Below are 21605 nucleotides of genomic sequence, written 5' to 3'. Positions count from 1 at the left end.
ATGAGTGCTCGCCCCGGCCGTTTCATGTCAGGGGTGGATAGGGGTGGACGCGATCCAGGCGATGCCGACGACCAGAAGGCCGAGGATTAAGACGCCCCCGATCAGCACCAGCAGCTCGACGAGGTCGGCGTCGACGTGTGGGCGGTGCGGCAGATGCAGGTTCATGCCGCACCCCGCTGTTGCTCCCGGACTGCATCGCAGTGCCGCTTGTACGCCTTGTCGTCCTGCAACATCCGCTTGTTCGCCGCGTCGTGGATCGCTCGCAGCCACAAGGCCACGGCCTTATCACCGCGGTGCATCCGCAGCCCGTAGAAATCGGCCTGGTCTTCCAGCTGGTGCAGCGTGTAGTTGCTGGGCTTCTTCGCCATCGGTCAGCCCTCCAGGGTGAGGACGACGTCGTCGAGCTTGATGTACTTCGTCTCCGGCGTGATCGTCACGAAATCCGGGCCGGTGATGAAGTCGTTGTCGATGAACCCGGGATCGCCCGGCTCCGCACCGACAGTTGCGGTCTGCTCCCAGTACCCGCCCAGGTCGCTGGTCGGGGTGACCGCGTAAGTGCCGTATCCGATCTGCTCGGGCACCTTCCAGCGCCCGTTCGTCGACAGCGGTTTCGCCGGCGTCGCCGACCGCGCGATCGGCATCCGTGAGGTAGGCGCCGTGTACGTCGATGCGGCATCAGCCATCCGCGACACCGGCGCCGGGTGGCCGCTCGTGGTGTCGGGGTCGCAGGCGGTCAGGCCGAGAACAGCGAGGCCAGCGACAGCGGTAGCAGCGATATGCTTGCGGGTGAACATCAATTTCTCCTTGTTGTTGGTGTTCACGGCCCGGCGAGATAGGCGCTCGCCGGGCCGCTTCATCGGTAGGTCAGTGCTCGTCTTCCCACGGGGCGCGGGCGTCGGCGTAATGCCAGTCGTCCCAATCCGCTGCGGCGGGAACCGTTCTGGCGGGGGTGTCGTGGCTGTGACGGTGGTGACGGATGCCGTCGATCAGCTCATGCACGAACGCGGTAGCGATGCTCATGCCGCACCGTCCACAGCCGACCAGCGCAGGATCAAACCCCGCAACTCCCACGCGATCTCATGCTCACGCGACCCCTGCGGCCGATCGATCAACAAATTGCCGACGTACTGCAACCGCAGGTTGTCGTCACCCTTCAGCGCGAACTCGCGGCCGATCTCCCACTCCGGAGTGCCGGCCGGGTGACTCAACAAGCCACCCAGGTAACGGAGGATGCCGTCCGTCCACGCCATGTACTCCGCGAGGTTCACAACGCCACCTCGGTCTCGGCGAGATGACCGAGCATGCGCGCGGCCACCTTGTACTCGTGTGTGGAGCAGGGGTCTTCGACGATCACGGTGGTCAGCAGTGACCACGCCTGGTCGTCGTCGGCGGCCGCGAGACGCTCGCCGAATCGGTGATCGAAGGAATCCGCAGGGGCGGCCAGCAGGGTCTGGAGGTGCTGCTGCCAGCCCGGTGTTGTCACGGACATCAGGTAGACTTCTCTCGTTCGAAGTGGTGTTCGGACATTCAGGCGAGTAAGGGGTTACTCGCTATCTCCCCCGGCATCGGGTGCCGGAAGTTTGGAAACGCCCTCCGCGGCCGCGGTGTCACGTGACAGCGCGGAGGGCGCATCCTCATCGCACGGAGCAGAATCGACATGCGATGAGGAGGTCTCGGACTTGACGCGGCGACGCTCGGCAGCCGCCTCGGCGCACATGGCCACATAGCGCGGGCAATGGCTCCGGTTCTCGTGCCAGCACTCTTGGAACGAACCGTGCTCATGGCAGTACCGGTCGCCGTCTTGCTCGACGTATCCGAACTTGCAATCAGCAAGGGCGTTCATCGCCGGACCGCCTCTCGGGGGTGGGACGTACCCGGGAGCGCCAACGAAACGTCGGCGGCAGGGTGTTCAACCGGGCACGCCCCGTCCTCGGCAGACAGAGCGTGACGACCGCTACCGAGGAAACTCACGACACCGAACACCACGAACACCAATCCGCCGGCCACACCGCCGCCCACGACAGCGAGCCCGAAACGCACACCCCACAAGAACTGGTCCACATCGATCCAGCCCGGCAAGTACATGGCCCCGCAGATCACCACCGACGCAGCAGCGACACAGACGGAGTAGTAGACGATCAGGGCGGAAGTACGAAGAGTCGCAGCGCTCATGCCGCACCGCCCTGCGCCCGGGCCAGTAGGCCATCCTCGACGCGCTCGAAACCATCGGCAGGCCAGATGATCTCCGAGCTGCGCTGGATGATCGCCGTCGCGCCGTAGCTCTCGATCAGCTCCTTGCGCTTCATCGCCGACGAGCGCGACTTCCATTCCTTGTTCGTGGTCGGCCAGTAGAACTGCGACGACCCGAACCGATCGATGTACTCCTCGTCGGGCTCCCATCCTTCGGGCTCCCACTGGGGATTCCGGTAGCTGCCGAACTCGTCCTCGTTCCATGATCCCGGGGGGTACGCCACGATCTGGACGCGGTACAGGTAGCGCTTCACGCCCCCAACTCCTTCATGTCAGATTCGGTGAGCAGAACCAGGCCCGTGGAGTGCGTGTTGACCGGCAACCCCTCGGCGGCAAGCGCGTCCCGCAGGGCGACCTCCGCCGTCGGTCGAACCCGGGGAGCGAATCGGCGTCGGCCGCCGTAAGTGCCCTGGTCGTGCGAGTAGATGTACGCGCGGCCCTTCGCGGTCGGCTTGCGATGGTCGTAGCCATCAGCTGTGGTGCCGTCCGCCCGAACTCGGGTGTTGCGCTGGTCGATCAGGTACCCGTGGTCGTACAGGTGCTGCTCAAAGTCGGTCTTGCGGACCTCGGAGAAGTACTTCTTGCCGAAGGTTGTGAGGTCGATTCCGTCTCCGGCCTCGATCGCGGCGCGATGCTTCTGCTCGGCAGCGAGCCGCTTCTCAGCCTTGTCGGCGCGGATGCGTTCGCCGCGTGCGATTTCGACGGCCTTGGCGACCCGCGCCGACTCGGCTTCGATGACCGCCAGCGGATCGGACATGTCGATCGCCTGCGCGATCTCTGCCTCATGAGTGCGAACCGCGAAGTAGGTCTTCGCCGCCGCGACTTCACTCTTGCGCCCGTCGCAGGACATGGCCACCATGTACGCGCCATACCGAGTCATCTCGACGTCCGGAACGTTGATCGAACCGCGACTCTCTCGTTCGACAACCTTCGTGACATCGCGAAGGTTGCCTTCTCCGGCCGTGATCGCGGCGGCGCGCTGCGCCTCCTTGATGCAGCGGGCGAAGTTCTCCCACCGGTCGTAGCCGAGCAGTGGCATCAGGTCCCGCGCCGACCAGTACTCCGAGCCATCCAGCCGAGTCCGGCGGATCGCATCGAACGGGGACGCAGTGAATGGGGTCAGCTCGATGCTCATGCCGCTTCACCCCGCACGCGACGGATAGCCGGGAGCAGCGCCCCGCGGATAATGACCTTCTGTCGATCGGTGAGCGGCGGCGCGGCGGCCAGCTGCTGTGCGATCCACTTCGCCTTGGACTCTTCGTAATTTGCGCGCCGGGTCATGCCGCCACCTCGCCGGTCACGAGACTCCGAGGCGAACATCCGATGACCTGGGCAATCGTCCAGAGCTCGACCAGTCTCCACGGACCTTGGGTAAGTCGCTTCAGGAGGGTCTTCTCGTGCATCCCGATCAGTGGGGCGAGCTCTTCGAGACTTATGCCAGCTTCGGCCATCGCCCGGAGTACGCTCTCCGATGCGGCCTTGTCGAGCTGATTCATGTGAACAGATTACGTCCAAATTTGGATAGTAGCAACCGATGTAAGGACAAATGTTGTTCACAAATGAACAGCCGTTACCGACTGGCTACGGGCACAGTTCAGAAACCACCCAGATCTGGGTAGTCACGAGTTGCAAAAAGTCAGATGTGAACGGAAAATGTTCACCATGGACCAGGAAGCCCTAGACGCACTCGCCGCAGCGATCAACACCGCCACCGGCGATAAGCTGCGAGGACTCCGCGCGGAGAAGCGGGTCACCCGCGATGAGTTGAAGCGACGGACCGGTCTCGGCCTCAGCACCATCCGACGGTTCGAGAACGGGGAGGGCTCACCGACCCTCACCCAACTCGCGAAGATCCTTCACGCCCTGGACACGTCCATGGGAGACTTTGCCGAGATGGCCCTAAAGGACCTTCCCAGCCCGAAATAGCGCGACAGGATCACGACCCATCTGCAGAGCACCGAGCACCACGTCACACCACGTGACTCTCCCCCGTCTAACGCGTCGCGCGCCGGCGGATCCGACAGTGCGTCTCAGCGAATCGGGATCCATCCGCCGCAGCAGGCACGAGAGTGCCTCCGGGCTCGCGCGGTTTTCGTCGACGTTGGTCGTCTCACGCGTCTCGTTCCGCCTACCCGGAACAGCCTTGTCGCCTATCAACCGTGAGCCTGACTGGGTCCGTAATGGACCCTCCTCGCGTGACCTCATCGTCTTGCCCTCTTCTTCTCACATGGGTTACTCACACTGCCCGTGACTCACCCCGATGAGTCCGCCGGTTTTGCCCCGATGTGTTTCCGATCATACTTTCGGGTTCAATCAACCACTGGCAGTTTGCCGGAACGCTTTCCATTTTTCCCGGGCCGCCCACATCGTCCCGATTGCGGAATCCGCTACACCGCACCACGATTCGCAACATCACGAAAATATTGCGTTTCACCTGCGCGGTAGCCGGACGCGCGTCCAGACACAGCACGGCCGCCTACTGATTACCCTGTAGTTCGCCAGTGAATCGCGGGCAGCCCCCGACCAGGCGCGACACGGCGCGAAAACCCGCTACTTCCAGGCGATTACGAAGATCATCAGGGATTTAGTCCGACGGCCAGCCCTTCCATTCCACGACAACTGAATTCGGATCGAACGGCTCCCTAAGGGACCTGCGCAACAACGTAATCGTCATCAGCGAGTCGATAATCGCCCTGCGCCGATCCAGATGCAGCTCCGGGAATTTCACCGCGCCGAGGCCGACCGCCCCCTTGAACAACCGCGACCGGTTCGCATCCTCGATCGCCTGCTCGATCGCCGCCAGCTTCTCCTTCGTACGCCGCGTCGACACCCTGAACTGCTCGTCGGTCATGTCGCCATCAGCGTGCATCAGCGCCGCCGACTTCATCCGCTCCCGCAATGCGGCCGCCTCCGACCGCTTTACATCCAAGTCCGGATGCCGCTGATCGATCAGCAGCTCCGCCGCATCCGGCTGAGACAGGCGACCGATCACCAGAGCATCGATGAGGTCGTCCACCTCCGACATCAGGTGAGTCACACGGAAACACTTCCGGCACCGGTAGATCAGCTGCGCCTTCGATGAAGACGTCTTCGCGGCCTTCACGGTCGTGTGCCGATCCTCCAGTGCACACTCGCCACACAACGCGATCCCCGTGAGCTGATGTTTGCGCGCCACATCCACAGGACGCCTCGACGGGTCCGACAGAACCTCATTCACAGCGCGCCACACATCCGGCGAAACGATACGGTCCCAACCCACCTCGACCTCATCGAGGATCTGCCGCCGGTAGGACTTCCACCCGGCATTGCGCGGGTTCTTCATCACCGTGGACAGTTGGGTCGGCGAGCGCCACTCGTTCCCGAGTGTCGTCTTGATCCCGCGCCGGTTCCAATCGGCGCAGATGCTGTGCAACGTATGCCCAGACAAGATCAGCTCGTACGCCTCGGCGAGCGCCGGCGCTTCGACCTCGTGCAGCGTGCCGTCATGATGCCGGCCGAACGGGCGCCGGGAGCTGTAGTTCTTCCCCGCTTCGGCGAGCTGCCGGTACTTCGCTTTCTGGCGCGCGCTACGACGCTCCGTCTCGGCCTTCGCCACCGCACCTTTGATCCGCGCGAACAACCTGCCGTTGTCGGTGGATAGGTCCACGTCACCCGATACCGTGGCGAGCATGGTGCGGTAGCGGTCGGCGACACCGATGATGTGCTCGAGGTCGATCGGCTCGCGATAGAGCCTGTCGAGATCCCACGACGCGATGGCCTGCAGTCGACCGGCCTCCACATCACGCAACATCCGGTCGCGGTCTGGCAGCTTGCGCTTGTCGCCGACCGCGGTGCGGTCGTTGTCGCAGTAGCGCACCGGCTCCCAGCCCCGCGGTTCGCAGACGAACTTCACGACTTCGTCCCACTGGCGGGAGACCGCGAGCTCATCGTCGTCAGCGTCGTCGGACTGCCGAAGGTAGACACCGCATCGGATCACGGCCAGCGCCTTTCGCACGGATTTCGGCCGTTCTCTGGACAACGGCCGACTGGTGCCGCTAGCCTACATCAAAGAGTGCTTCACTCAACATCAGATTGCTTGTGGTGCGCACCGTTCCCGTGCCTTTCCGAAGTAGCGGTCCACGTCCGTCGTGTCCGTTCTGAGTATCCAACGATCCGGCCCGGGAGCAAGTTCCCGAACCGGACACAAAATCGGACATATCAGACTGTACTGCCCGCAATCTACTCCTGCCGGGCGCTGCGCAGGCCACACACGGACCGAGTCACGGTGAATTTGCGATTACGGCCGACGACGTCGGTCCGGCCGACCAGACGGTCCATGACGCCGCGATAGTTCAGGTGGGTGTTGTAGACCGTCCACAGCTCGCCGCCCGGGCGCAGCACCCGACCGGTCTCGGAGAACATCTTGATCGCCGACCCGGTGTGCACCGCCGCGCCGACATGGAAAGGGGGGTTGCACAGCACGAGGTCGGCACTGCGGTCACCGATCGCGGCCATCACGTCGTCGCGCACCACCGTGACCCGGTCGCCCACACCGTTGGCGGCGGCGGTGGCGCGAGCCGAGGCCACCGCCGCCGCCGACTGATCGGTGCCGACCACCGTGATGTGCGGGCGCGCCTTGGCCAGCGCGGTGGCCAGAATGCCGGTGCCACAGCCGAGATCGATGGCCTCTCGGGCATCGGGCTTCATCCGGTTGAGGTGTTCGAGCAGGAACCGGGTGCCGATATCCAGCCGCGGGCCGGAGAACGCGGCACCGTGCGCGACCACCTCCAGCGCGAGTTCACCGAGTTGTTCGCGCACCGGAAAGCGCGGCGCTCCCGGCGGCTTCGGCCCGGTCGCGGTGATGGTCCGGGATTTCTGCCGGCCGCGGCTGGCCTGGACACCGGAGAAGTATTCCGCCAGCACATCGTTCATCGCCGGGGTCAGATACTTGTCTCGCCCGCCGGCGATCACGACGACCTCGGGATCGGCGTAACGGGCGATGGCCTCGGCGATTTCGGCCAGGCCCGGCAGCATCCGCGGCAGCCGCAGCAGCACCACGGTGACGCCGTCGAGCAATTCCGGCCCCAGCTCGTACGCACGGTAGCGGTCGGTGAGACCGGCGGCCCGGGCATTGTGGGCCAGCGCCTGTTCGCCGGTGAGCAGGTCCTGGTGGACCCGGATATCGCGCAGTCCGTGCGCCACGGCCGCGCCGAGGGTGAGTGCGCCGTAGCCGTCGTCGACGACCGCCACCCGGCCGTCGTCCGCGGCGGCCAGTGCGTCGGCAGCGGTATCGAGAATCAGGCGGTCAGCGGCATCGACCGCGTACAGGTTCACCGCCTCCACATCCGGATATCGCCGCAATCGGCCCAGTACGTCGTCGACCTCCAGCATTCCTACAGTGTGCTAGACCGTTGCCGTGTCGTCACCACGACCCCTGGCGCAGCACGGCATACCATCAGCCTCATGCGTAACAGGCTGGCATTGACAGTGGTCGCCGGGCTCGCACTGCTGGCGGGTTGCTCGAACGAGAACCCGAATCCGGCCACCAGGGTGCCGCCCAGCGCACCGGTCACCTCGAGTCCCGAGTCGAACGAGCCGCCGCCGGCGGGGATCTCGCCGCAGCAAGCCACACCCGCCAACGATTCGCGGCTCACGGTGACCGATGTGCGCATCGGCCACCATCCCGGATTCGACCGGATCGTCTATCAGTTGGGCGGCACCGGCGGTCCGCCCGGCTGGCGGGTGCAATACACCGACCGCGCGGTCCAGAACGGCAGCGGCAAGGAGCTCGATATCGCCGGCTCCTCGGTCCTCGAGGTGCAGATTCTGGGCACCGCCTATCCGTGGGACAGCGGTGTGACGCCCTACGAGGGCCCGGATCCGGCCACCGATCCGAGCGCGCCGGGTATCGCCGGGGTCTACGGCACCGCGGCCTACGAGGGGACGACCCAGTCGTTCATCGGGGTGAACGCCGATCGGCCGCCGTTCTCGGTGACCGCGCTCGACCGGCCCGCCCGGCTGGTGGTCGACATCGCCACCGGCTGATTTCCCGACCCCATACCACCCGGGGGTAACAGCGCCGTGCGTAGACTGGACCGCGTGCCCGCATCGAGTCGGCTTCCGCAGGCGCCCGGATACGTCCGGGTGCTCGGCCTGCTGACCCTGATGATCGGCATCATCGTCATGCATGCGGTCGTCTTCTCGACCGGCCACGCGATGGCCGGCCCGCACACCGCCTCGATATCCGCGAGCGCGACCGAACACCCCTCCTCCGCACTGCCGGACACGACTGCGCCGGCACATTCCGCCATGCTCGGGGCGTCCGCTCCGGCGGCTCCCCCGCACGCCACCGGCGGTTCCGATTGCGACGGCTGCACTCCGCACGGCGGTATGCACGCCTGCGTCTTCGTCCTGGTGGCCTTGGCCCTGGCGCTCGGGCTCGCCGTGATCGCGTGGATCGGCGCCGAGGCGATGTCCGGCGCGAACGGCCGCATCCGGGTCGCATCGCGGCGTCGTGATCGCCCACCCCCGTGGACGGTTCTCTCCCTGGCCGAACTGACGATTCTGCGGATCTGACGGACCCGCCGTATCGGCGCGCCCGCGCGCGGATACGGGTCCCATGGATCCCATCAATCGCAATTCCCCAGGAGCACAACCATGTTCATTTCTCGTATCCGCGTCCTGTCCGTCACCGCCGTCGCGGCCACCGCCCTGATCGTGGCCGGTTGCGGCAGTGACGACTCCGGCAGTTCCGCCGCGCCGACACCGACACCGACGTCGGCGATGGCCGATATGCCGGGTATGCCCGGCATGACGGGTATGCACCACGGCAGCACCCCCGCCACCGCGACCCGCACCGACTTCGACGACGACGACGTCAACTTCCTGACGATGATGTATCCGCATCACGCACAGGCGGTCGAGATGGCGAAAATGGTGCCGACCCGGTCGCAGAATCAGGAACTGATCACGCTGGCGGCGAATGTGGAGAAGGCACAGGCGCCGGAGATGGAGCAGTTCGCCGCCTTGCTGAACAGTTTCGGCAAACCCGCCCCCGCGGCCACCATGAACCATCCGATGGGCGGTGTGATGACTCACGATCAGATGACACAGCTGCAGCACGCCTCCGGCGCCGAGTTCGACCGGATGTGGTTGCAGATGATGATCGAGCACCACCAGGGTGCGGTGGATATGGCGAATACCGAGATCGCGAACGGGACGAATGTCGACGCGAAGACATTGGCCCACAACATCCTCACCGCGCAGCAGGCCGAAATTCAGCAGATGCGCGGGATGCTCGGGCAGAGCTGATCGGAAGCCGAGACGCCGGCGCGGGTGTGCCGGTTCCGGCACACCCGCGGGGTCGAGGATCAGCTCCCGATGACGGCGTTCATGATGGTGCCCGCACTGGTCGCGACACCACCGCCGATCATGGCGCCGGCCACCATCTTCGGCGACTCCAGGCCGCCGCCGCTCCACTTCTCCCAGGCGAAACGACCGCCGCCGTAGGTGATCGCGGTGACACCGGACAGCAGCACGAACCAGGTGAAATAGCGGACCAGCTTCAGCAGCTTGTCGGCGGCCGGCGGAGTTTCCGGCGTGGGGTTGCCGACCTGGGCCAGCACGGTGGTGTACATATCGTGTGCGACGAGAACCATGCTCACGTTCGTTGTCCTCTCGGATGCTGAGGTGATGCCGGTACTGAGGTGATGCCGGTTGGAGCGCAGAGCATGCGTTGACGAAACAACTAGTCGACACTTATTGAACCGCACAGTATGCCCAGCCCGCAGCCGGACACACCACATCCATGAAAGCGGCCACCACCTGCGCATACCAGGTCAACTGACCGGTCCGCTAGAGATCACGGTCGCGACCGGGCCTCGGACCGTGTCACCGGCGGTCCGGCATCGATGCCGGCGACCGGCGCCGCCACGGCCGACGCGCCCGGAATCCGGCGACCGAGGAGCAGCCGCACGCTCAGCGCCGCCAACCGCCGATGACTCGCCAGCGCACGCCGCGAGATCGCCACCGACCACACGGTCCGCGTCCGCGGCGCCGTCGGCCGACCGGCGAAACGGTCGGCGAGCCAGTCGACCATGACCGGGACGGCCAGGAACTCCAGCGGCAGATGGGTGCTGAGCCGATCACGCAGATAACCGATATCCGAACCGGCCTCGGCGTAGCGGCGCACCAGCGCGTCCACATCGTCGACCGCGATCACCTCGTCGTGAACGCCCTGGACGACCAGCAACGGCATGCGCGGTGCGCGGCGGCCCGGCAGGATGTCGTCCAGTATCCCGGGCAGCGGTGGACTGCGCAGAAATTCCAAGAGCCCGCCTTCTGTATGTCGGCTCACATCGCGGCGGGCCAGGCGTGCCAGCAGCGGAATCGTCGCCGTCTCTTCGGCTTCGGCGAGCAACGCCAGATATCGCGGATCCAGGCGCTCCCGCAGGGCCGCATCCAGCTGCGGATAGCCGCGGCGCAACCCAGCGGTGAAGACCATGGCGAATCCGGCGAACACGGTGCCGTTCAAGCGCGCGAACGCCGCACCCGGATCACCTACCGGCGATCCGGCGACGGCGCCGACGATATCGAGCTCGGGCGCATGGGATTCGGCCAGCTCCGCCGCCCACGCCGTGGCCAGACCGCCACCCGAATAGCCCCACAGCGCGACCGGAGTGTGCGAATTCAGACCCAGCGGAACGAAATTCAACGCCGCGCGCACCGCGTCGAGGGCTCGATGCCCGGGCTCCCGCGCGACCCCGAAACGCCCTTCGGTGCCGCCGTGATCGGGGACCGACACCACCCAGCCCTGGGCGAGCGCCGCCGCGATCAACGGCAGTTCCAGTTGCGGAATGGCACCGAGTGCGCGGGCGCCGCGCCGCAGGGCGTAGGACGGAAAGCACTGGGGCGCCACCGCATCGATCGCGCAGTGGAACGAGACGAGCGGACGACGCGGGGCACAGTCCCGAGGGAGCAGCACCGTGGTGACCGCCACCTCGGCCACCCCGTTCAGATCGCTGGTGCGGTACAGCAGCTGCCACGCCGAAACCCGCACCGGCACGATCCCGAAGGCGGCCACCTCCACCACCCGGGTGCGCACGATGGCGCCCGCCACCAAGCGGTCGACATCGCGCGGGGCCCGGTAGAACGGATCGACATCGGGCCGCAGCGGCCGGCTACGCCCCCGCACGGTCACAGCCCGCCCCCGCCGCCGACGAGCCACGGATTGAACGTGCACACCCGGTTCGGGGCGAGCGTCGGGTCCAGCGCGTGCAAGGCGATCGACACCGCCCGTGGCGAATACATCATCGTCAGGTGATCGGACAGATCCTGGTCACACCCGTCCTGCAGGGTGATGTCGTCGACGGTGGCATTCGGACCGGCACGCAGGAATGCCAGCTCCAGCGGATTCATGATTTCGTCGTAGCGGGAGGCGACCACCGTGTACGAGACGCCGGGCACGGTGTCGCCGACGCCGTTGAGCCGGTTCAGGAATGGTGAACCCACCGCCTGTTGAATATTCGCCGGCCCGATGAACGGCTGATAGAACCCGAGAATGTCGATACCCAGATTGGTGATGATCCGTCCGAGCGTCGCCATTCCCAGCAGTGTGGTGCCGTGATGGGTACCGCCGAAAGTGACCAGCCGGCCGACCTTCTCACCGCCGCCCTCGAATTTCAGATATTGATCGGCAACCGGTGCGCCCTGCGAATGCGCGACGATATCGACCCGGTCGGCGCGCGTCGCGGCCCGCACCCGATCCACGAACGCGCTCACCTGGCGAGCCGACTCCTCGATCGGCCCGACCCCGTACCTGCCGGGTAACACGGGCCCCAGGCCACCACCTTCGAGGACACCGGAGCGTCCGTAATTCAACGCGAAGACACAGAAGCCGGCATGGGCGAGCTTCGGCGCCAGATAGGCGAAGCTGTCGTAGGCGTTGAGCCACGTGCCGTGCAGCAGAACCACCGGATTCGGGTGGGCCGTACCGGGCACACAATCCCAGCGATTGCTGCCCGGGGGCGCCGCGTCGGGATGGGTGAGCCCGTAGCCGAATGCGGCCAGATACGACGACATTTCGGGCCCCTCCCCCGCCGTGTCACTGGCATGACTCGCGGACCCGGAACCGGAGCCGGAACTACTTCCGGTATCCGAGATCGGCTGTGGCACACGGCCGTCGGCAGCGGTATGCAAGCCGGAGGAAATCAGTTCCGCCAGTCGCGATTCCGGTGTTTCCGACGGCGCGGCCGTCGCGGTAGCGGCACTGACGGCGAGCGCGCACAGCAGCGCGGCCACGGCCGGGATTCGATGTCGAAGCTTCATTGCAACCTTCCCTACGGGCGCCCACCGGCCAACGATTCCGGGGACCCGCACCCAGCCTCACGGCCGGGTCCGGGAAAGTCACTGCACTCCGATACTCATATCCCGGCGCGGTATTTGTCGCCGGAAACCAATCATCGCCGGAATCGCCGGAGGTCTTGCCGGAATACCTGTGGCCCGCAACAATCGGCGCATGCCGGTAGCAGTTCGATCCGCATCAGCCAGCATCGCCGCGCGTATGCTCGACCGCCTGCCACAGGTCGCCGATCGCATTCTGTCCTCGGGCCTGGGCACGACGCCTCCGGCCGCGGATCTGCCCGCGGATCACTTCGGCGAGGTGCTGCCCGCGATCTACGGCTGCGCGCACGCATTTCTGCGCGCGGTGGATCAGCAGCGCGATTTCACCCGCGACGATGTCGCGGCATTCGTCGGGCCGGTGATCGAGCGGCACGCCGAGGATCGGCTGCCGCTGCCGATGCTGATGGAGGCGGTGCACCTCTCGGCTCAGCAGGTCCTGCAGGAGGCGGTGGCGCTGAGCGAACCGCACGAGGTGGATCAGCTGGTCGATTTCGGCTCTCGCACACTGGAACTGCTGATGCACATCAACCTGATCACCGTCGAGGGGTATGCCGAGGTCGAACAGTCGATCTACCACGCTGAACGGGAGGCCAAACGGGCGTTGTGCGTGGCGCTGGTGAGCGGCCAGCCCGCCGAGGAGCAGGCCGCGCGCGCCGACACCGCGCTGGCGGAACGCTACGCGGTCCTGGCCGTGCAGCTGCGCGCGGAGCCCCAGCCCACGGCGGCCGCGAATCTGGTGGTGCGCCGCCGGATTCGGATCCTGCAGCATGCTCTGGACCGCATCGGCGGCGCGACGGCACTGCACACCTTCGACGGCGAGTCGGCGATCGTCCTGCTGCCCAGCGGATCCGGCGCACACGAGACCACCGCCGCGCACTTGGCCACCGAACTCGCCGACCGGTTCGCGATCGATGTGGTGATCGCCGAAGCCGGCTGGACCGCACGGGAAACGGTGCCGGAGGCGGCCCGGCAGGCGGCCGAGATAGCACAGCTGGCCCGGCTGTCGGGCCGCCCCACCGGGGTGTACCGGCTCGACGATCTGCTGCTGGAGTATCAGCTCACCCGCCCCGGGCCGGCCCGGGAGCGGCTGGCCGACCGCATCGGCGCCCTGCGGCCGGCCCCACATCTGATGGAGACACTCGATGCCCATCTGCGCCACGGCGCCGATCGCAAGGCCGCGGCGGCCGAAATCCACGTCCACCCCAATACTTTCAGCTACCGCCTGCGGCGGATCGCCGAACTCACCGGCGCCGATCCGAGCGATCCCGGCGAGTCCAGGCTGCTCGCGGCCGCGCTGGTCGTCCACCGGCTGCGTCCGGCTCCGACGACCCCGGCCGGCTCCTGAGCCCGTCGCGAGCCGCATCTCGAGAGGTCGAACAAGGTGAGCACATGGCACTTTCACGCCGAATGGTTGCGGCCCGGAAGCGGGCGTCGTTATGGTTTTCGGCTCGCGCCGGCGAGCAGTGAGGTAGTACACGGATGAATACCCGCCCCCGCCACGATGTCCGAGTTCTCTCACGCCAGCTGGTCGGGCATTTCGCACAGCACGTGGCGCCGTGTTCGACGCTGCCCGGAGACGCCCTGCACGGCGATATCACCGCGGTGACCCGGGTCTGCCTGGAACTGACCGTCGATATCCTCGAGGGTCGCGAAGCGGGTGAGAAGGTGGCGCGGCTGCAGCGCGCCGCCGCGAACTGGGCACGGGAGGGTATCCCGATCGACACCGTGCACCACGCGGTGCACGAGGGCTTCCGGCTCGCCTTCGATGTGCTGCTCACCCAGACCGATCCGCGGCAGCGGCCCGAGAATCCGGCGCAATTGCTGCTGCGAATCCTCGACACCATCACCCCGGCCGTCGCGGTGGCCTATGTGCGCGAACATCAGGCGGCGGTCACCGAGCATCACACCGCGGTGCACACGCTGGTCTCGGCGCTGCTGGCCGGGCATCCGACCTCGACCATGGCGCGCGCCAGCGGGATCGAGATCGAATCCTCGTATGTGGTGATGGCGATGAGCATTCCGCCACACCCCGACGAATCCCATCCCACCGTGGACGGCAAGGTGGTGGCGCGCCGCAAACTGCGCCGGCTGCAGACCGGGCTGGCCACTCGCGGTGGCGGCCGGGTGCTGTCGCTACTCAGCGTCGACGGCGGCACCGTCCTGCTGCCGGCCGCGATGGTCGCCGACGACGAACTCGACGCCGTGATCGCGGAGCTGTCCGAGGCCGCACAGGTCGGGCTCACCGCCACCGCGATCACGGCGGACACCGAGGAGATCTCGACGGCCGCCGACCGCGTGCACGAACTGCTCGACACCGTGCTGCGACTGGCGAGCCCGCCCGGGTTGTACCGCTTCGCGGATCTGGCGATGGAATACCAATTGACCCGCCCCGGACCCGGTTTGGATCGGCTGGGCACGCTGCTCGATCCGCTCGACGACTATCCGGATCTGCTCGAGACCCTGCGCCTGCACATGGCGACCGGACTGTCCCGGCGCCGCACGGCCCGGCAGTTGCAGGTGCACACCAACACCGTCGACTACCGGCTCAAGCGAATCGGGCAGCTCACCGGGCTGGACCCGGCCCAGCCCGGCGGCCTGTGGTACCTGCGGGCCGCCCTGGTGGCCCGGACCTATCGGGAGGCCGATCGGTCCGCCACACCGGCTATCGCACGCGGCACCGCGAATTACTGGCGGGACGGTATGGGCAAAACATTTGCCGGAAGGTAGCCTTGCACCCCGTCACGACGGTTGTCTCATCCACACCCGTCCGGCTTCGGCGCGATCGACGGACGGGACAGCAGGGAAAGCGGGTAAGTGCCGATGGCTACGACTCCGGAATTGCGGGCCGCGCTGGCGGTTTTGCGCGCGGACACCGATGCGGCCGCCGACCAGGCCGGAATTTCGGATATGTCGGGAACCGATACGGCCGGCGTCGAACACGCGCTGCTCGCCGGTTTGCTGTACCGGTTGATGGGCGATGACGTCCGGCGATCACTGACCGGTGCGCCGGATCTCACCGCCCTCGAGGAACGGGCCCGCGCGGCCGGCCCCGGCACCGCGAAATACGCCTCCGACGACCGTGATCAGCGCGAAGAGCACTGCGCCCAAGCGCATTTCGAGGCCTACTGGCTCGCCGACCGGATCGCCGGACTGCACTTCACCACCACCCCACCGGCCCCCGCGCTACAGGCCGCCGCGCATGCCGCCGAGGCCACCCGCACCCTGTTGCGGATCCACTACGACATGGTGCGCGGCGTCCACCCGGAGGCCGGTCACGCGGGCTGGGAATCGGTCCTCGATCAACTCGATCGCGCCCGCACACTGGCCCGCGCGGTCCATACCGCCACTCCTACGGCGTCGCGATTCGACCCTCGCCCTGCGGCCGCGCCGGTTCAGTCCACCGTGGCCGACGACGACCCGGTCCGCAACACCGAGTGCCGCACACCATAGGTGAAGTAGACGACCAGGCCGACCACCATCCAGATCACGAATCGCAGCCAGGTCTCCACCGACAGGTTCAACATCAGCCACAAGCACGCGAGCACGCCGAGGATCGGCACCAGCGGCACCAGGGGGACCCGGAAACCACGCGGCAGTTCCGGCCGGGTGCGACGCAGGATCACCACACCGATCGACACCAGCACGAAGGCGAACAGCGTACCGATGTTGACCATCTCCTCCAGCGTGCCGAACTGCACGAATCCGGCCAGAATCGCACACACCACACCGACTCCGATGGTGAGCGTCACCGGCGTGCCGAAGCGCCCGGTGCGTGCCAGGCGGCGCGGTAGCAGTCCGTCGCGAGCCATCGCGAACAGCACGCGGGTCTGCCCCAGGTACAGCACCATCACCACCGTGGTCAGACCCGCGAGCGCGCCGACCGAGATGACGTTCTTCGCCCAGGTCACCCCGTGCAGGGCGAAGGCGGTGGCGAGAGTGGCGTCGTTACCGGACAATTCGGTGTAGGGCACCATGCCGGTCAGCACCACCGTCACCGCCACGTACAGGATCGTGACGATCAGCAGCGACCCCAGAATGCCGCGCGGCACGTTGCGCTGCGGGTTCTTGGTCTCCTCGGCGGTGGTCGCCACGACGTCGAATCCGATGAACGCGAAGAACACCAGACTGGCCGCGGCCAGCAGTCCGTACCAGCCGAAGGTGCTGTTACCGGCTCCGGTCAGCCAGGAGAACAGCGTCTGATGCAGCCCCTCCCCGGCGCTGCCGGGCCGCGACGGCGGAATGAACGGCTTCAGGTTCGACGGCTTGAAATAGGTGACGCCCACGACCAGGACCACCGCGATCACGGCCAGCTTGATCGCGACCGCGATCGCCGAAACCCGGGACGACACCTTGGTGCCGATCGCCAGCAGCACCGCCAGCACGACGATCAGCAGCGTCGCGCCCCAGTCGAAGTCGACCGATCCGATGTGCACGATCGGCGATCGCGACCCCATCACCTCGCCGAGATACTGGGACCAGCCCTTGGCGACAACCGATGCGGCGAGCGCGAATTCGAGGATCAGGTCCCAGCCGATGATCCATGCCGCCAGTTCACCGAAGGTCGCGTAGGAGAACGTGTACGCGCTGCCGGCGACCGGGACGGTGGAGGCGAATTCGGCGTAGCACAGCGCGGTGAGACCGCAGGCGACGGCGGCGAAGACGAAGGCCAGCGACACCGACGGGCCCGCCACATTGCCGGCGGTCCGCGCGGTGAGGGTGAAGATACCCGCGCCGACCACCACGGCCACACCGAAGACGGTGAGATCCCAGGCGGTCAGATCCTTGCGGAGTTTGGAATCGGGTTCATCGGTATCCCGGATCGATTGCTCGACCGATTTGGTGCGAAGCAACCCACCGAATCGGCGGGTCGGCGCCGATCCGGCCGTGTCATGCGTTGGTGTCGGCTCAGCCACACCCGTCTCCTCCGTTGTCACCGATCCCCCGTGACCTGCAGTGAGCAACCTAACAGCACTCGGCAGTCAGTCGTCGCAGCATGGTCGTGAAGGCCTTGCCCTCAGCCGATGCGGCCCACGCCGAACGACCGAGAAAGTAGTTACGGTAAGCGATCCGGGCCCGGCGCACCTGCCGACGAGGCGGAATCGTGAGAAAGTAATCCATTTCGGACAATTCGTACGCAACGTGAACGAGCGGGAAGAGATCGGGCAGCAACTCCCGTTCGGTCGCCTCCAGCGGACGAATCCCGTTGTATCCGCGCAGGAACGCGCGCAACTGATCGGCGCGCACCGGATGCGGGACCGGCGCGAGCCAATCCACGGCGAAACGCTCGATCGCCGTCGCCAGATCGAAGATCGCCACCGTGCGGTTGGCCAGGCCGAAGTCCAGGACCGAGCTGACCTCGGCGCCGGTCCACAGCAGATTCGTCGGATGCCAGTCGTTGTGGGTCCACAGCGGCGGCAGTTCGGCGATCCGCCGCGCCAGTTCGCCGCCCGCGTGCCGGCGGTCGTCCGGGAGCGGTCGCTCCCAGTCCGAACGCCAATCGAGATCCGCCAGGAAGCGGCCCACCTCGGGGCGCGCGGCGATGTACTGCTCGATGGTTCGCACGGCATCGGTGCTGACCGCGGCCAGCAGCGGATGCGGCGGACGCTGCGGAGCCTCGAATCCGATGGCCGCTAGATGCAAGCGGGCCAGCATGGCGCCGGCGGATACCGCCTCGGGCACCGAATGATAAGGGCTCCAGGAGAATTCGTCACGATAGCGGTCCGCGCCGATCCCGAGTTCCTGGATCTCGTAGGTGAAGGCGCCCCGGCGCACGGAAGACATCCGAGGGATCGGGATGCCGCGGACGCGCAGGTGATCGGCGAAATCGTGTTCGGGTGCCAGCGTTTCCGGATCGCGCAGGGCCGAGGGCATCCGCTTCACCACGACCGCGGTCCCATCGGAGCGGCGCACGCGCGCGGTCGACGACAGCGGCCGCCGGCTGCGCCACTCGATCCTGGCGACGCCCGATTCGTCGAGCACCGCCGCGGCTTCGGTGGCCGACAACGCCGGGAAATCCGGTGCCACCAGCCCGGTCTCGCCCATCGCGAAGACGCGGGTATCGGGTTCGCCGGCGGTCACCGGCCCTCCGGACTCACACCGGCGCCCGCGGCCCGACCCGCACGCGCTCGAGCCGGACCAGCACGATCGTGCAGACAGCGGCCACCGCGAACGAATACAGCGACGCCGACGACCACCAGCCCGGATGCACCCCGAGCCAGTCCTGGACCCGCAGCCAGATGCGCGCCCACCAATCCACCGAGCCCGGATTCAGCACCTGATAGACGGCGAAGCCGAGCAACCACGGCACGAGCAGCAGGGGCCGGGCGTGAGCGCCGTCGGACAGGTCCCATCCGTCCCGGCCCCGGCCGAGGAAGTAGTCGACCACCAGCACCGCGCACAGCGGCACGAACACCGATCCGATCAGCAGCAGGAAATTCGAGAAACCGGTGAAGTCGTGCACGCCCAGAGCCAGCACCGTCGCGACGGCGCCCACCGCCGCCGCCAGGATGCGCCGGTCGACCCGCGGCGCCAGATTCTGCAGCGACATCGCGGTGGAGTACACATTCGCGAAGGACTGATCGGATTCGCGCAGCACCAGCACCGCGAAGAACAACCAGCCCGCCCCGACCCCGAGGAAGGTGTCGAAGATCCGATCCGGATCACCGCCGACCCGCAGCAGCGCGACCACACCGAGGAGATAGCACCAGGTCTGGGCCACGGAGTAGCCGACCATGGCGGCGCCGGTGGCGGCCCGCGCTCCGCGCGCGTGGCGGGTGTAGTCGGCGGCCAGCGGCACGAACGACACCGCGACGGCCAGCGCGGTGTCCACGCCCGGGAAGAACCCGCTCCACGACGTACCCGATACCGGCGGCAGCGGCTGTCGCAGGAATTGAATCGTGAAGTAGCCCATGGCCACCGCCACCGCGACGGTCACGTACTTGCGCAGAATGTGCAGCACGTTCAACGGCCAGATCGCCATCGCGGTACACAGCGCGCCGGCACCGACGATCACCGGAATACGCGGGAGGTGACCGTGGGTGAGGGCCGCGACCCCGCCGGCGATCACCGTCAGCTCGAAAACGCCCCACCCGATGCACTGCACGATATTGGCGACGGTCGGCACATACGACAGCCGCGTACCGAACAGGCCGCGGAAATTCGCCATCGCCGGGGCGCCGGTGCGGGCGCCGACCGCACCGGCGGCGGCGACCATCGCGGTGCCCAGCACCGTTCCCACCGCCGTCGCCAGCACGGCCGCGACCACGGGCAGTTGGGGGTGACCGGCGGGCTGCAGGACATAGATGGCCCCGGTGAAGCCGATGAGGCTGACCCCGAGGTTCGCCCAGAACGCGGCCTGATCGCCGAACGACAGCGTGCGCGGCGGGTCGGTGGTCAGCAGCAGCGGGGCCTCGGCCGAGCGGTCTCCCGGCTGCTCGGGCAGAGTCGTCATAGCGGCCCTCATGCTATCGGTGCCGCCGGTGGAAATTCGCCCCCAGCTTCGTTCCACCGCTCACAGTCGGTAATCTCCTGCCGGATGGTTAGCGTCTCCACATCCGCCCGGCCGCTGTCGGGACCTCGTGTGCCGGGAGCCCACCGTATCGGTCGGCTCATCTGGCTGGTCCCGGTGCTGCTGGCCGCTGTCAGCGTGTTCTGGCTGCTACGCCCCACCTGGCCGTTACAGCCGATCAAGCGGGAGTTCATCGATCTGCAGGTGTACCGCCTGGGCGTGCAGGCGATGTGGGACGGCGCCGATATGTACGGCAGCCTGCCGAAGACCACCCTCGGAATCAGCCTGCCGTTCATCTACCCACCGTTCGCGGCGGTCGCCCTCGGCCCGTTCGCGCTGTTGCCGTGGAGTACCGCGGCCGTGAGCTTCTTCGTCGTCTCCACCCTCGCGGTGGCGGTCACGCTGTACCTGGTCGCGCGCCGGGTCTGGGGCAGTGGCGGCACCGAAGTGGTGCTGTGGGCCAGCGCCTGCGCGATTCCGCTGGGCCTCCTGCTGGAACCGGTGCATTCGACACTGGATTTCGGACAGGTCAACCTGCTGCTGATGGTGCTGGTCGCGGCCGACTGCCTGCCCAAGCGCACCCGCTGGCCCCGCGGCATGCTCATCGGCATCGCCGCGGCCGTCAAGCTGACGCCCGCCGCGTTCGTGTTGTACTTCCTGGTCCGCCGGGACTATCGCGCGGCCGTCACGGCGGCTGTCACCGGCGCGGTGGCGACGGGAATCGCCTTCGCCGTGATGCCGCACGAATCGGTGAAGTATTGGTTCGGCGGCATGGGCAATGTGTCCGGGCTCAGTGGTTCGGCGTTCCGGACCAACCAATCCATTCAGGGTGTGCTCTCACGCTTCCAGGTTCCCGAACCCGCCTTCACGGCACTGTGGGGGCTGCTGAGCCTGGCGCTGCTGGCCCTGGTCGTCGCCGCGATGCGGCGTGCCTGCGACGATCCCGCGCTCGCGCTGGCGTTCAACGCGGTCTTCACCCTGCTGGTTTCGCCGATCTCGTGGTCGCATCACTGGGTCTGGATCGCACCCGGACTGCTCGCTGCCGTCGGTGTCGCGACTCGGCTGCCCCGCCGCCAGGCCATGATCTGGTACGCCGTCATCGCGGCGGCCGCCGTGGTCTTCACCATCGGCCCGCAGAATTGGGAACCCGGTGACGACAACCGCGAACTGGCCTGGACGCCGTGGCAGCACCTGATCGGTGACACCTACGTGTGGTTGAGCGTGCTGCTGGTCGCCGTGTACGTCTTCGCCGGACCTCGGCCGGAAACCCAGGATCCGCTGCTTCCGGTGTCGTTGCGTTCGCTGCGGTCCAAGGTGCCCAGTAAGCCCTGAGCCGACACGCCAGGCGCAATCGATCGGTAAATCCCGGACGGACCGCGCGTCAGCTGCACCGCGGTAATCGCGACACATCCCTCGCGTTTCCATAACACCCCGGTCACGCGGGATTTTGGTCGTACCGTAGATAGAT

Annotated in this window: 27 protein-coding genes; 8 read left to right on the top strand and 19 right to left on the bottom strand. The window is 66.9% G+C overall.

Going from position 1 to position 21605, the window contains the following annotated elements:
• Nucleotides 1-27: 27 nt before the first annotated feature.
• From LKD76_RS05845 to LKD76_RS05795, 11 genes are all read right to left on the bottom strand, one after another.
• On the bottom strand, nt 28-165 hold the full coding sequence (locus LKD76_RS05845; protein WP_227979927.1) for a hypothetical protein: 138 nt from the start codon (nt 163-165) through the stop codon (nt 28-30).
• Nucleotides 162-368, bottom strand: a complete 207-nt coding sequence (locus LKD76_RS05840) for a hypothetical protein (RefSeq protein ID WP_227979926.1) — start codon at nt 366-368, stop codon at nt 162-164. The genes LKD76_RS05845 and LKD76_RS05840 overlap by 4 nt, the downstream gene beginning before the upstream one ends.
• A gap of 3 nt (nt 369-371) precedes the next feature.
• A complete protein-coding gene (locus tag LKD76_RS05835) occupies nt 372-794 on the bottom strand; it encodes an Rv1352/Rv1906c domain-containing protein (protein WP_227979925.1) in 423 nt (140 codons plus the stop codon).
• Between the two features lie 70 nt (nt 795-864).
• A complete protein-coding gene (locus tag LKD76_RS05830) occupies nt 865-1020 on the bottom strand; it encodes a hypothetical protein (protein WP_227979924.1) in 156 nt (51 codons plus the stop codon).
• Nucleotides 1017-1268, bottom strand: coding sequence for a hypothetical protein (locus LKD76_RS05825; protein WP_227979923.1), 252 nt, complete (start codon nt 1266-1268; stop codon nt 1017-1019). Before LKD76_RS05825 ends, LKD76_RS05830 begins: the two co-directional genes overlap by 4 nt.
• On the bottom strand, nt 1265-1489 hold the full coding sequence (locus LKD76_RS05820) for a hypothetical protein (RefSeq protein ID WP_227979922.1): 225 nt from the start codon (nt 1487-1489) through the stop codon (nt 1265-1267). The genes LKD76_RS05825 and LKD76_RS05820 overlap by 4 nt, the downstream gene beginning before the upstream one ends.
• A gap of 350 nt (nt 1490-1839) precedes the next feature.
• The gene (locus tag LKD76_RS05815) at nt 1840-2172 is read right to left on the bottom strand and encodes a hypothetical protein (RefSeq protein WP_227979921.1); all 333 of its coding nucleotides are present in this window, start codon (nt 2170-2172) and stop codon (nt 1840-1842) included.
• Nucleotides 2169-2504 carry a hypothetical protein gene (locus tag LKD76_RS05810; RefSeq protein WP_227979920.1) on the bottom strand — a complete coding sequence of 112 codons (336 nt, stop codon included), beginning with the start codon at nt 2502-2504 and terminating at the stop codon, nt 2169-2171. The genes LKD76_RS05815 and LKD76_RS05810 overlap by 4 nt, the downstream gene beginning before the upstream one ends.
• Nucleotides 2501-3385, bottom strand: a complete 885-nt coding sequence (locus LKD76_RS05805; protein ID WP_227979919.1) for a hypothetical protein — start codon at nt 3383-3385, stop codon at nt 2501-2503. Before LKD76_RS05805 ends, LKD76_RS05810 begins: the two co-directional genes overlap by 4 nt.
• The gene (locus LKD76_RS05800; protein ID WP_227979918.1) at nt 3382-3531 is read right to left on the bottom strand and encodes a hypothetical protein; all 150 of its coding nucleotides are present in this window, start codon (nt 3529-3531) and stop codon (nt 3382-3384) included. Before LKD76_RS05800 ends, LKD76_RS05805 begins: the two co-directional genes overlap by 4 nt.
• A complete protein-coding gene (locus LKD76_RS05795) occupies nt 3528-3746 on the bottom strand; it encodes a helix-turn-helix domain-containing protein (protein WP_227979917.1) in 219 nt (72 codons plus the stop codon). Before LKD76_RS05795 ends, LKD76_RS05800 begins: the two co-directional genes overlap by 4 nt.
• A 166-nt stretch (nt 3747-3912) precedes the next feature.
• Here LKD76_RS05795 and LKD76_RS05790 point away from each other — a divergent pair, with 166 nt between their 5' ends.
• Nucleotides 3913-4176, top strand: coding sequence for a helix-turn-helix domain-containing protein (locus tag LKD76_RS05790; protein ID WP_227979916.1), 264 nt, complete (start codon nt 3913-3915; stop codon nt 4174-4176).
• Between the two features lie 658 nt (nt 4177-4834).
• Here LKD76_RS05790 and LKD76_RS05785 read toward each other — a convergent pair.
• Together LKD76_RS05785 and LKD76_RS05780 are read right to left on the bottom strand one after the other, a co-directional pair.
• On the bottom strand, nt 4835-6226 hold the full coding sequence (locus LKD76_RS05785) for a recombinase family protein (protein WP_227979915.1): 1392 nt from the start codon (nt 6224-6226) through the stop codon (nt 4835-4837).
• Between the two features lie 242 nt (nt 6227-6468).
• Nucleotides 6469-7620 (bottom strand): class I SAM-dependent methyltransferase, encoded by a 1152-nt coding sequence (locus LKD76_RS05780; RefSeq protein WP_227979914.1) that lies wholly within the window; start codon nt 7618-7620, stop codon nt 6469-6471.
• Between the two features lie 72 nt (nt 7621-7692).
• Between LKD76_RS05780 and LKD76_RS05775 the strand changes: the two genes are divergently transcribed.
• The 3 genes from LKD76_RS05775 to LKD76_RS05765 all read left to right on the top strand — a co-directional run bounded on the left by LKD76_RS05775 (nt 7693) and on the right by LKD76_RS05765 (nt 9540).
• The gene (locus tag LKD76_RS05775) at nt 7693-8274 is read left to right on the top strand and encodes an AMIN-like domain-containing (lipo)protein (protein WP_227979913.1); all 582 of its coding nucleotides are present in this window, start codon (nt 7693-7695) and stop codon (nt 8272-8274) included.
• A gap of 54 nt (nt 8275-8328) precedes the next feature.
• Nucleotides 8329-8805 (top strand): DUF6153 family protein, encoded by a 477-nt coding sequence (locus LKD76_RS05770; RefSeq protein WP_227979912.1) that lies wholly within the window; start codon nt 8329-8331, stop codon nt 8803-8805.
• Nucleotides 8806-8886: 81 nt separating this feature from the next.
• Nucleotides 8887-9540 carry a DUF305 domain-containing protein gene (locus LKD76_RS05765; protein WP_227979911.1) on the top strand — a complete coding sequence of 218 codons (654 nt, stop codon included), beginning with the start codon at nt 8887-8889 and terminating at the stop codon, nt 9538-9540.
• Between the two features lie 59 nt (nt 9541-9599).
• Here the strand turns inward: LKD76_RS05765 and LKD76_RS05760 are convergent, their stop codons facing one another.
• From LKD76_RS05760 to LKD76_RS05750, 3 genes are all read right to left on the bottom strand, one after another.
• A complete protein-coding gene (locus LKD76_RS05760; protein WP_227985111.1) occupies nt 9600-9887 on the bottom strand; it encodes a hypothetical protein in 288 nt (95 codons plus the stop codon).
• Between the two features lie 203 nt (nt 9888-10090).
• Nucleotides 10091-11428 carry a lipase family protein gene (locus tag LKD76_RS05755; protein ID WP_227979910.1) on the bottom strand — a complete coding sequence of 446 codons (1338 nt, stop codon included), beginning with the start codon at nt 11426-11428 and terminating at the stop codon, nt 10091-10093.
• Nucleotides 11425-12555 carry an esterase/lipase family protein gene (locus LKD76_RS05750; RefSeq protein WP_227979909.1) on the bottom strand — a complete coding sequence of 377 codons (1131 nt, stop codon included), beginning with the start codon at nt 12553-12555 and terminating at the stop codon, nt 11425-11427. Before LKD76_RS05750 ends, LKD76_RS05755 begins: the two co-directional genes overlap by 4 nt.
• 235 nt (nt 12556-12790) lie before the next feature.
• Between LKD76_RS05750 and LKD76_RS05745 the strand changes: the two genes are divergently transcribed.
• The 3 genes from LKD76_RS05745 to LKD76_RS05735 all read left to right on the top strand — a co-directional run bounded on the left by LKD76_RS05745 (nt 12791) and on the right by LKD76_RS05735 (nt 16080).
• Nucleotides 12791-13975, top strand: a complete 1185-nt coding sequence (locus LKD76_RS05745) for a PucR family transcriptional regulator (protein ID WP_227979908.1) — start codon at nt 12791-12793, stop codon at nt 13973-13975.
• A 134-nt stretch (nt 13976-14109) separates the two neighbouring features.
• Nucleotides 14110-15357 carry a PucR family transcriptional regulator gene (locus LKD76_RS05740; protein WP_227979907.1) on the top strand — a complete coding sequence of 416 codons (1248 nt, stop codon included), beginning with the start codon at nt 14110-14112 and terminating at the stop codon, nt 15355-15357.
• Between the two features lie 93 nt (nt 15358-15450).
• On the top strand, nt 15451-16080 hold the full coding sequence (locus tag LKD76_RS05735) for a hypothetical protein (protein ID WP_227979906.1): 630 nt from the start codon (nt 15451-15453) through the stop codon (nt 16078-16080).
• On the opposite strand, the gene LKD76_RS05730 is transcribed toward LKD76_RS05735, so the two are convergent.
• From LKD76_RS05730 to LKD76_RS05720, 3 genes are read right to left on the bottom strand one after another with little or no spacing between them, the layout of a single operon-like run.
• Nucleotides 16023-17543 (bottom strand): amino acid permease, encoded by a 1521-nt coding sequence (locus LKD76_RS05730; protein WP_372465752.1) that lies wholly within the window; start codon nt 17541-17543, stop codon nt 16023-16025. The two genes, LKD76_RS05735 and LKD76_RS05730, sit on opposite strands and share 58 nt — an antisense overlap.
• Before the next feature lie 49 nt (nt 17544-17592).
• The gene (locus LKD76_RS05725) at nt 17593-18708 is read right to left on the bottom strand and encodes a phosphotransferase enzyme family protein (protein WP_227979905.1); all 1116 of its coding nucleotides are present in this window, start codon (nt 18706-18708) and stop codon (nt 17593-17595) included.
• 13 nt (nt 18709-18721) lie between these two features.
• A complete protein-coding gene (locus tag LKD76_RS05720; RefSeq protein WP_227979904.1) occupies nt 18722-20080 on the bottom strand; it encodes a purine-cytosine permease family protein in 1359 nt (452 codons plus the stop codon).
• 84 nt (nt 20081-20164) lie between these two features.
• On the opposite strand from LKD76_RS05720, the gene LKD76_RS05715 reads away from it, so the two are divergent.
• Nucleotides 20165-21469 carry a glycosyltransferase 87 family protein gene (locus tag LKD76_RS05715; RefSeq protein ID WP_227979903.1) on the top strand — a complete coding sequence of 435 codons (1305 nt, stop codon included), beginning with the start codon at nt 20165-20167 and terminating at the stop codon, nt 21467-21469.
• Nucleotides 21470-21605: the final 136 nt, after the last annotated feature.

The sequence above is a fragment of the Nocardia spumae genome (assembly GCF_020733635.1).
Taxonomy (GTDB): Bacteria; Actinomycetota; Actinomycetes; order Mycobacteriales; family Mycobacteriaceae; genus Nocardia; species Nocardia spumae.
The sequence above is the reverse complement of the archived record's forward strand: the minus strand, read 5'-3'. Positions and strand labels throughout refer to the sequence as shown.

Bases quoted from the DNA above. Each gene is read 5' to 3' on its own strand.
- LKD76_RS05845 (WP_227979927.1), bottom strand. From the start codon at position 165: ATGAACCTGCATCTGCCGCACCGCCCACACGTCGACGCCGACCTCGTC.
- LKD76_RS05840 (WP_227979926.1), bottom strand. From the start codon at position 368: ATGGCGAAGAAGCCCAGCAACTACACGCTGCACCAGCTGGAAGACCAG.
- LKD76_RS05835 (WP_227979925.1), bottom strand. From the start codon at position 794: ATGTTCACCCGCAAGCATATCGCTGCTACCGCTGTCGCTGGCCTCGCT.
- LKD76_RS05830 (WP_227979924.1), bottom strand. From the start codon at position 1,020: ATGAGCATCGCTACCGCGTTCGTGCATGAGCTGATCGACGGCATCCGT.
- LKD76_RS05820 (WP_227979922.1), bottom strand. From the start codon at position 1,489: ATGTCCGTGACAACACCGGGCTGGCAGCAGCACCTCCAGACCCTGCTG.
- LKD76_RS05815 (WP_227979921.1), bottom strand. From the start codon at position 2,172: ATGAGCGCTGCGACTCTTCGTACTTCCGCCCTGATCGTCTACTACTCC.
- LKD76_RS05805 (WP_227979919.1), bottom strand. From the start codon at position 3,385: ATGAGCATCGAGCTGACCCCATTCACTGCGTCCCCGTTCGATGCGATC.
- LKD76_RS05800 (WP_227979918.1), bottom strand. From the start codon at position 3,531: ATGACCCGGCGCGCAAATTACGAAGAGTCCAAGGCGAAGTGGATCGCA.
- LKD76_RS05795 (WP_227979917.1), bottom strand. From the start codon at position 3,746: ATGAATCAGCTCGACAAGGCCGCATCGGAGAGCGTACTCCGGGCGATG.
- LKD76_RS05790 (WP_227979916.1), top strand. From the start codon at position 3,913: ATGGACCAGGAAGCCCTAGACGCACTCGCCGCAGCGATCAACACCGCC.
- LKD76_RS05780 (WP_227979914.1), bottom strand. From the start codon at position 7,620: ATGCTGGAGGTCGACGACGTACTGGGCCGATTGCGGCGATATCCGGAT.
- LKD76_RS05775 (WP_227979913.1), top strand. From the start codon at position 7,693: ATGCGTAACAGGCTGGCATTGACAGTGGTCGCCGGGCTCGCACTGCTG.
- LKD76_RS05765 (WP_227979911.1), top strand. From the start codon at position 8,887: ATGTTCATTTCTCGTATCCGCGTCCTGTCCGTCACCGCCGTCGCGGCC.
- LKD76_RS05760 (WP_227985111.1), bottom strand. From the start codon at position 9,887: ATGGTTCTCGTCGCACACGATATGTACACCACCGTGCTGGCCCAGGTC.
- LKD76_RS05750 (WP_227979909.1), bottom strand. From the start codon at position 12,555: ATGAAGCTTCGACATCGAATCCCGGCCGTGGCCGCGCTGCTGTGCGCG.
- LKD76_RS05745 (WP_227979908.1), top strand. From the start codon at position 12,791: ATGCTCGACCGCCTGCCACAGGTCGCCGATCGCATTCTGTCCTCGGGC.
- LKD76_RS05740 (WP_227979907.1), top strand. From the start codon at position 14,110: ATGAATACCCGCCCCCGCCACGATGTCCGAGTTCTCTCACGCCAGCTG.
- LKD76_RS05735 (WP_227979906.1), top strand. From the start codon at position 15,451: ATGGCTACGACTCCGGAATTGCGGGCCGCGCTGGCGGTTTTGCGCGCG.
- LKD76_RS05720 (WP_227979904.1), bottom strand. From the start codon at position 20,080: ATGACGACTCTGCCCGAGCAGCCGGGAGACCGCTCGGCCGAGGCCCCG.
- LKD76_RS05715 (WP_227979903.1), top strand. From the start codon at position 20,165: ATGGTTAGCGTCTCCACATCCGCCCGGCCGCTGTCGGGACCTCGTGTG.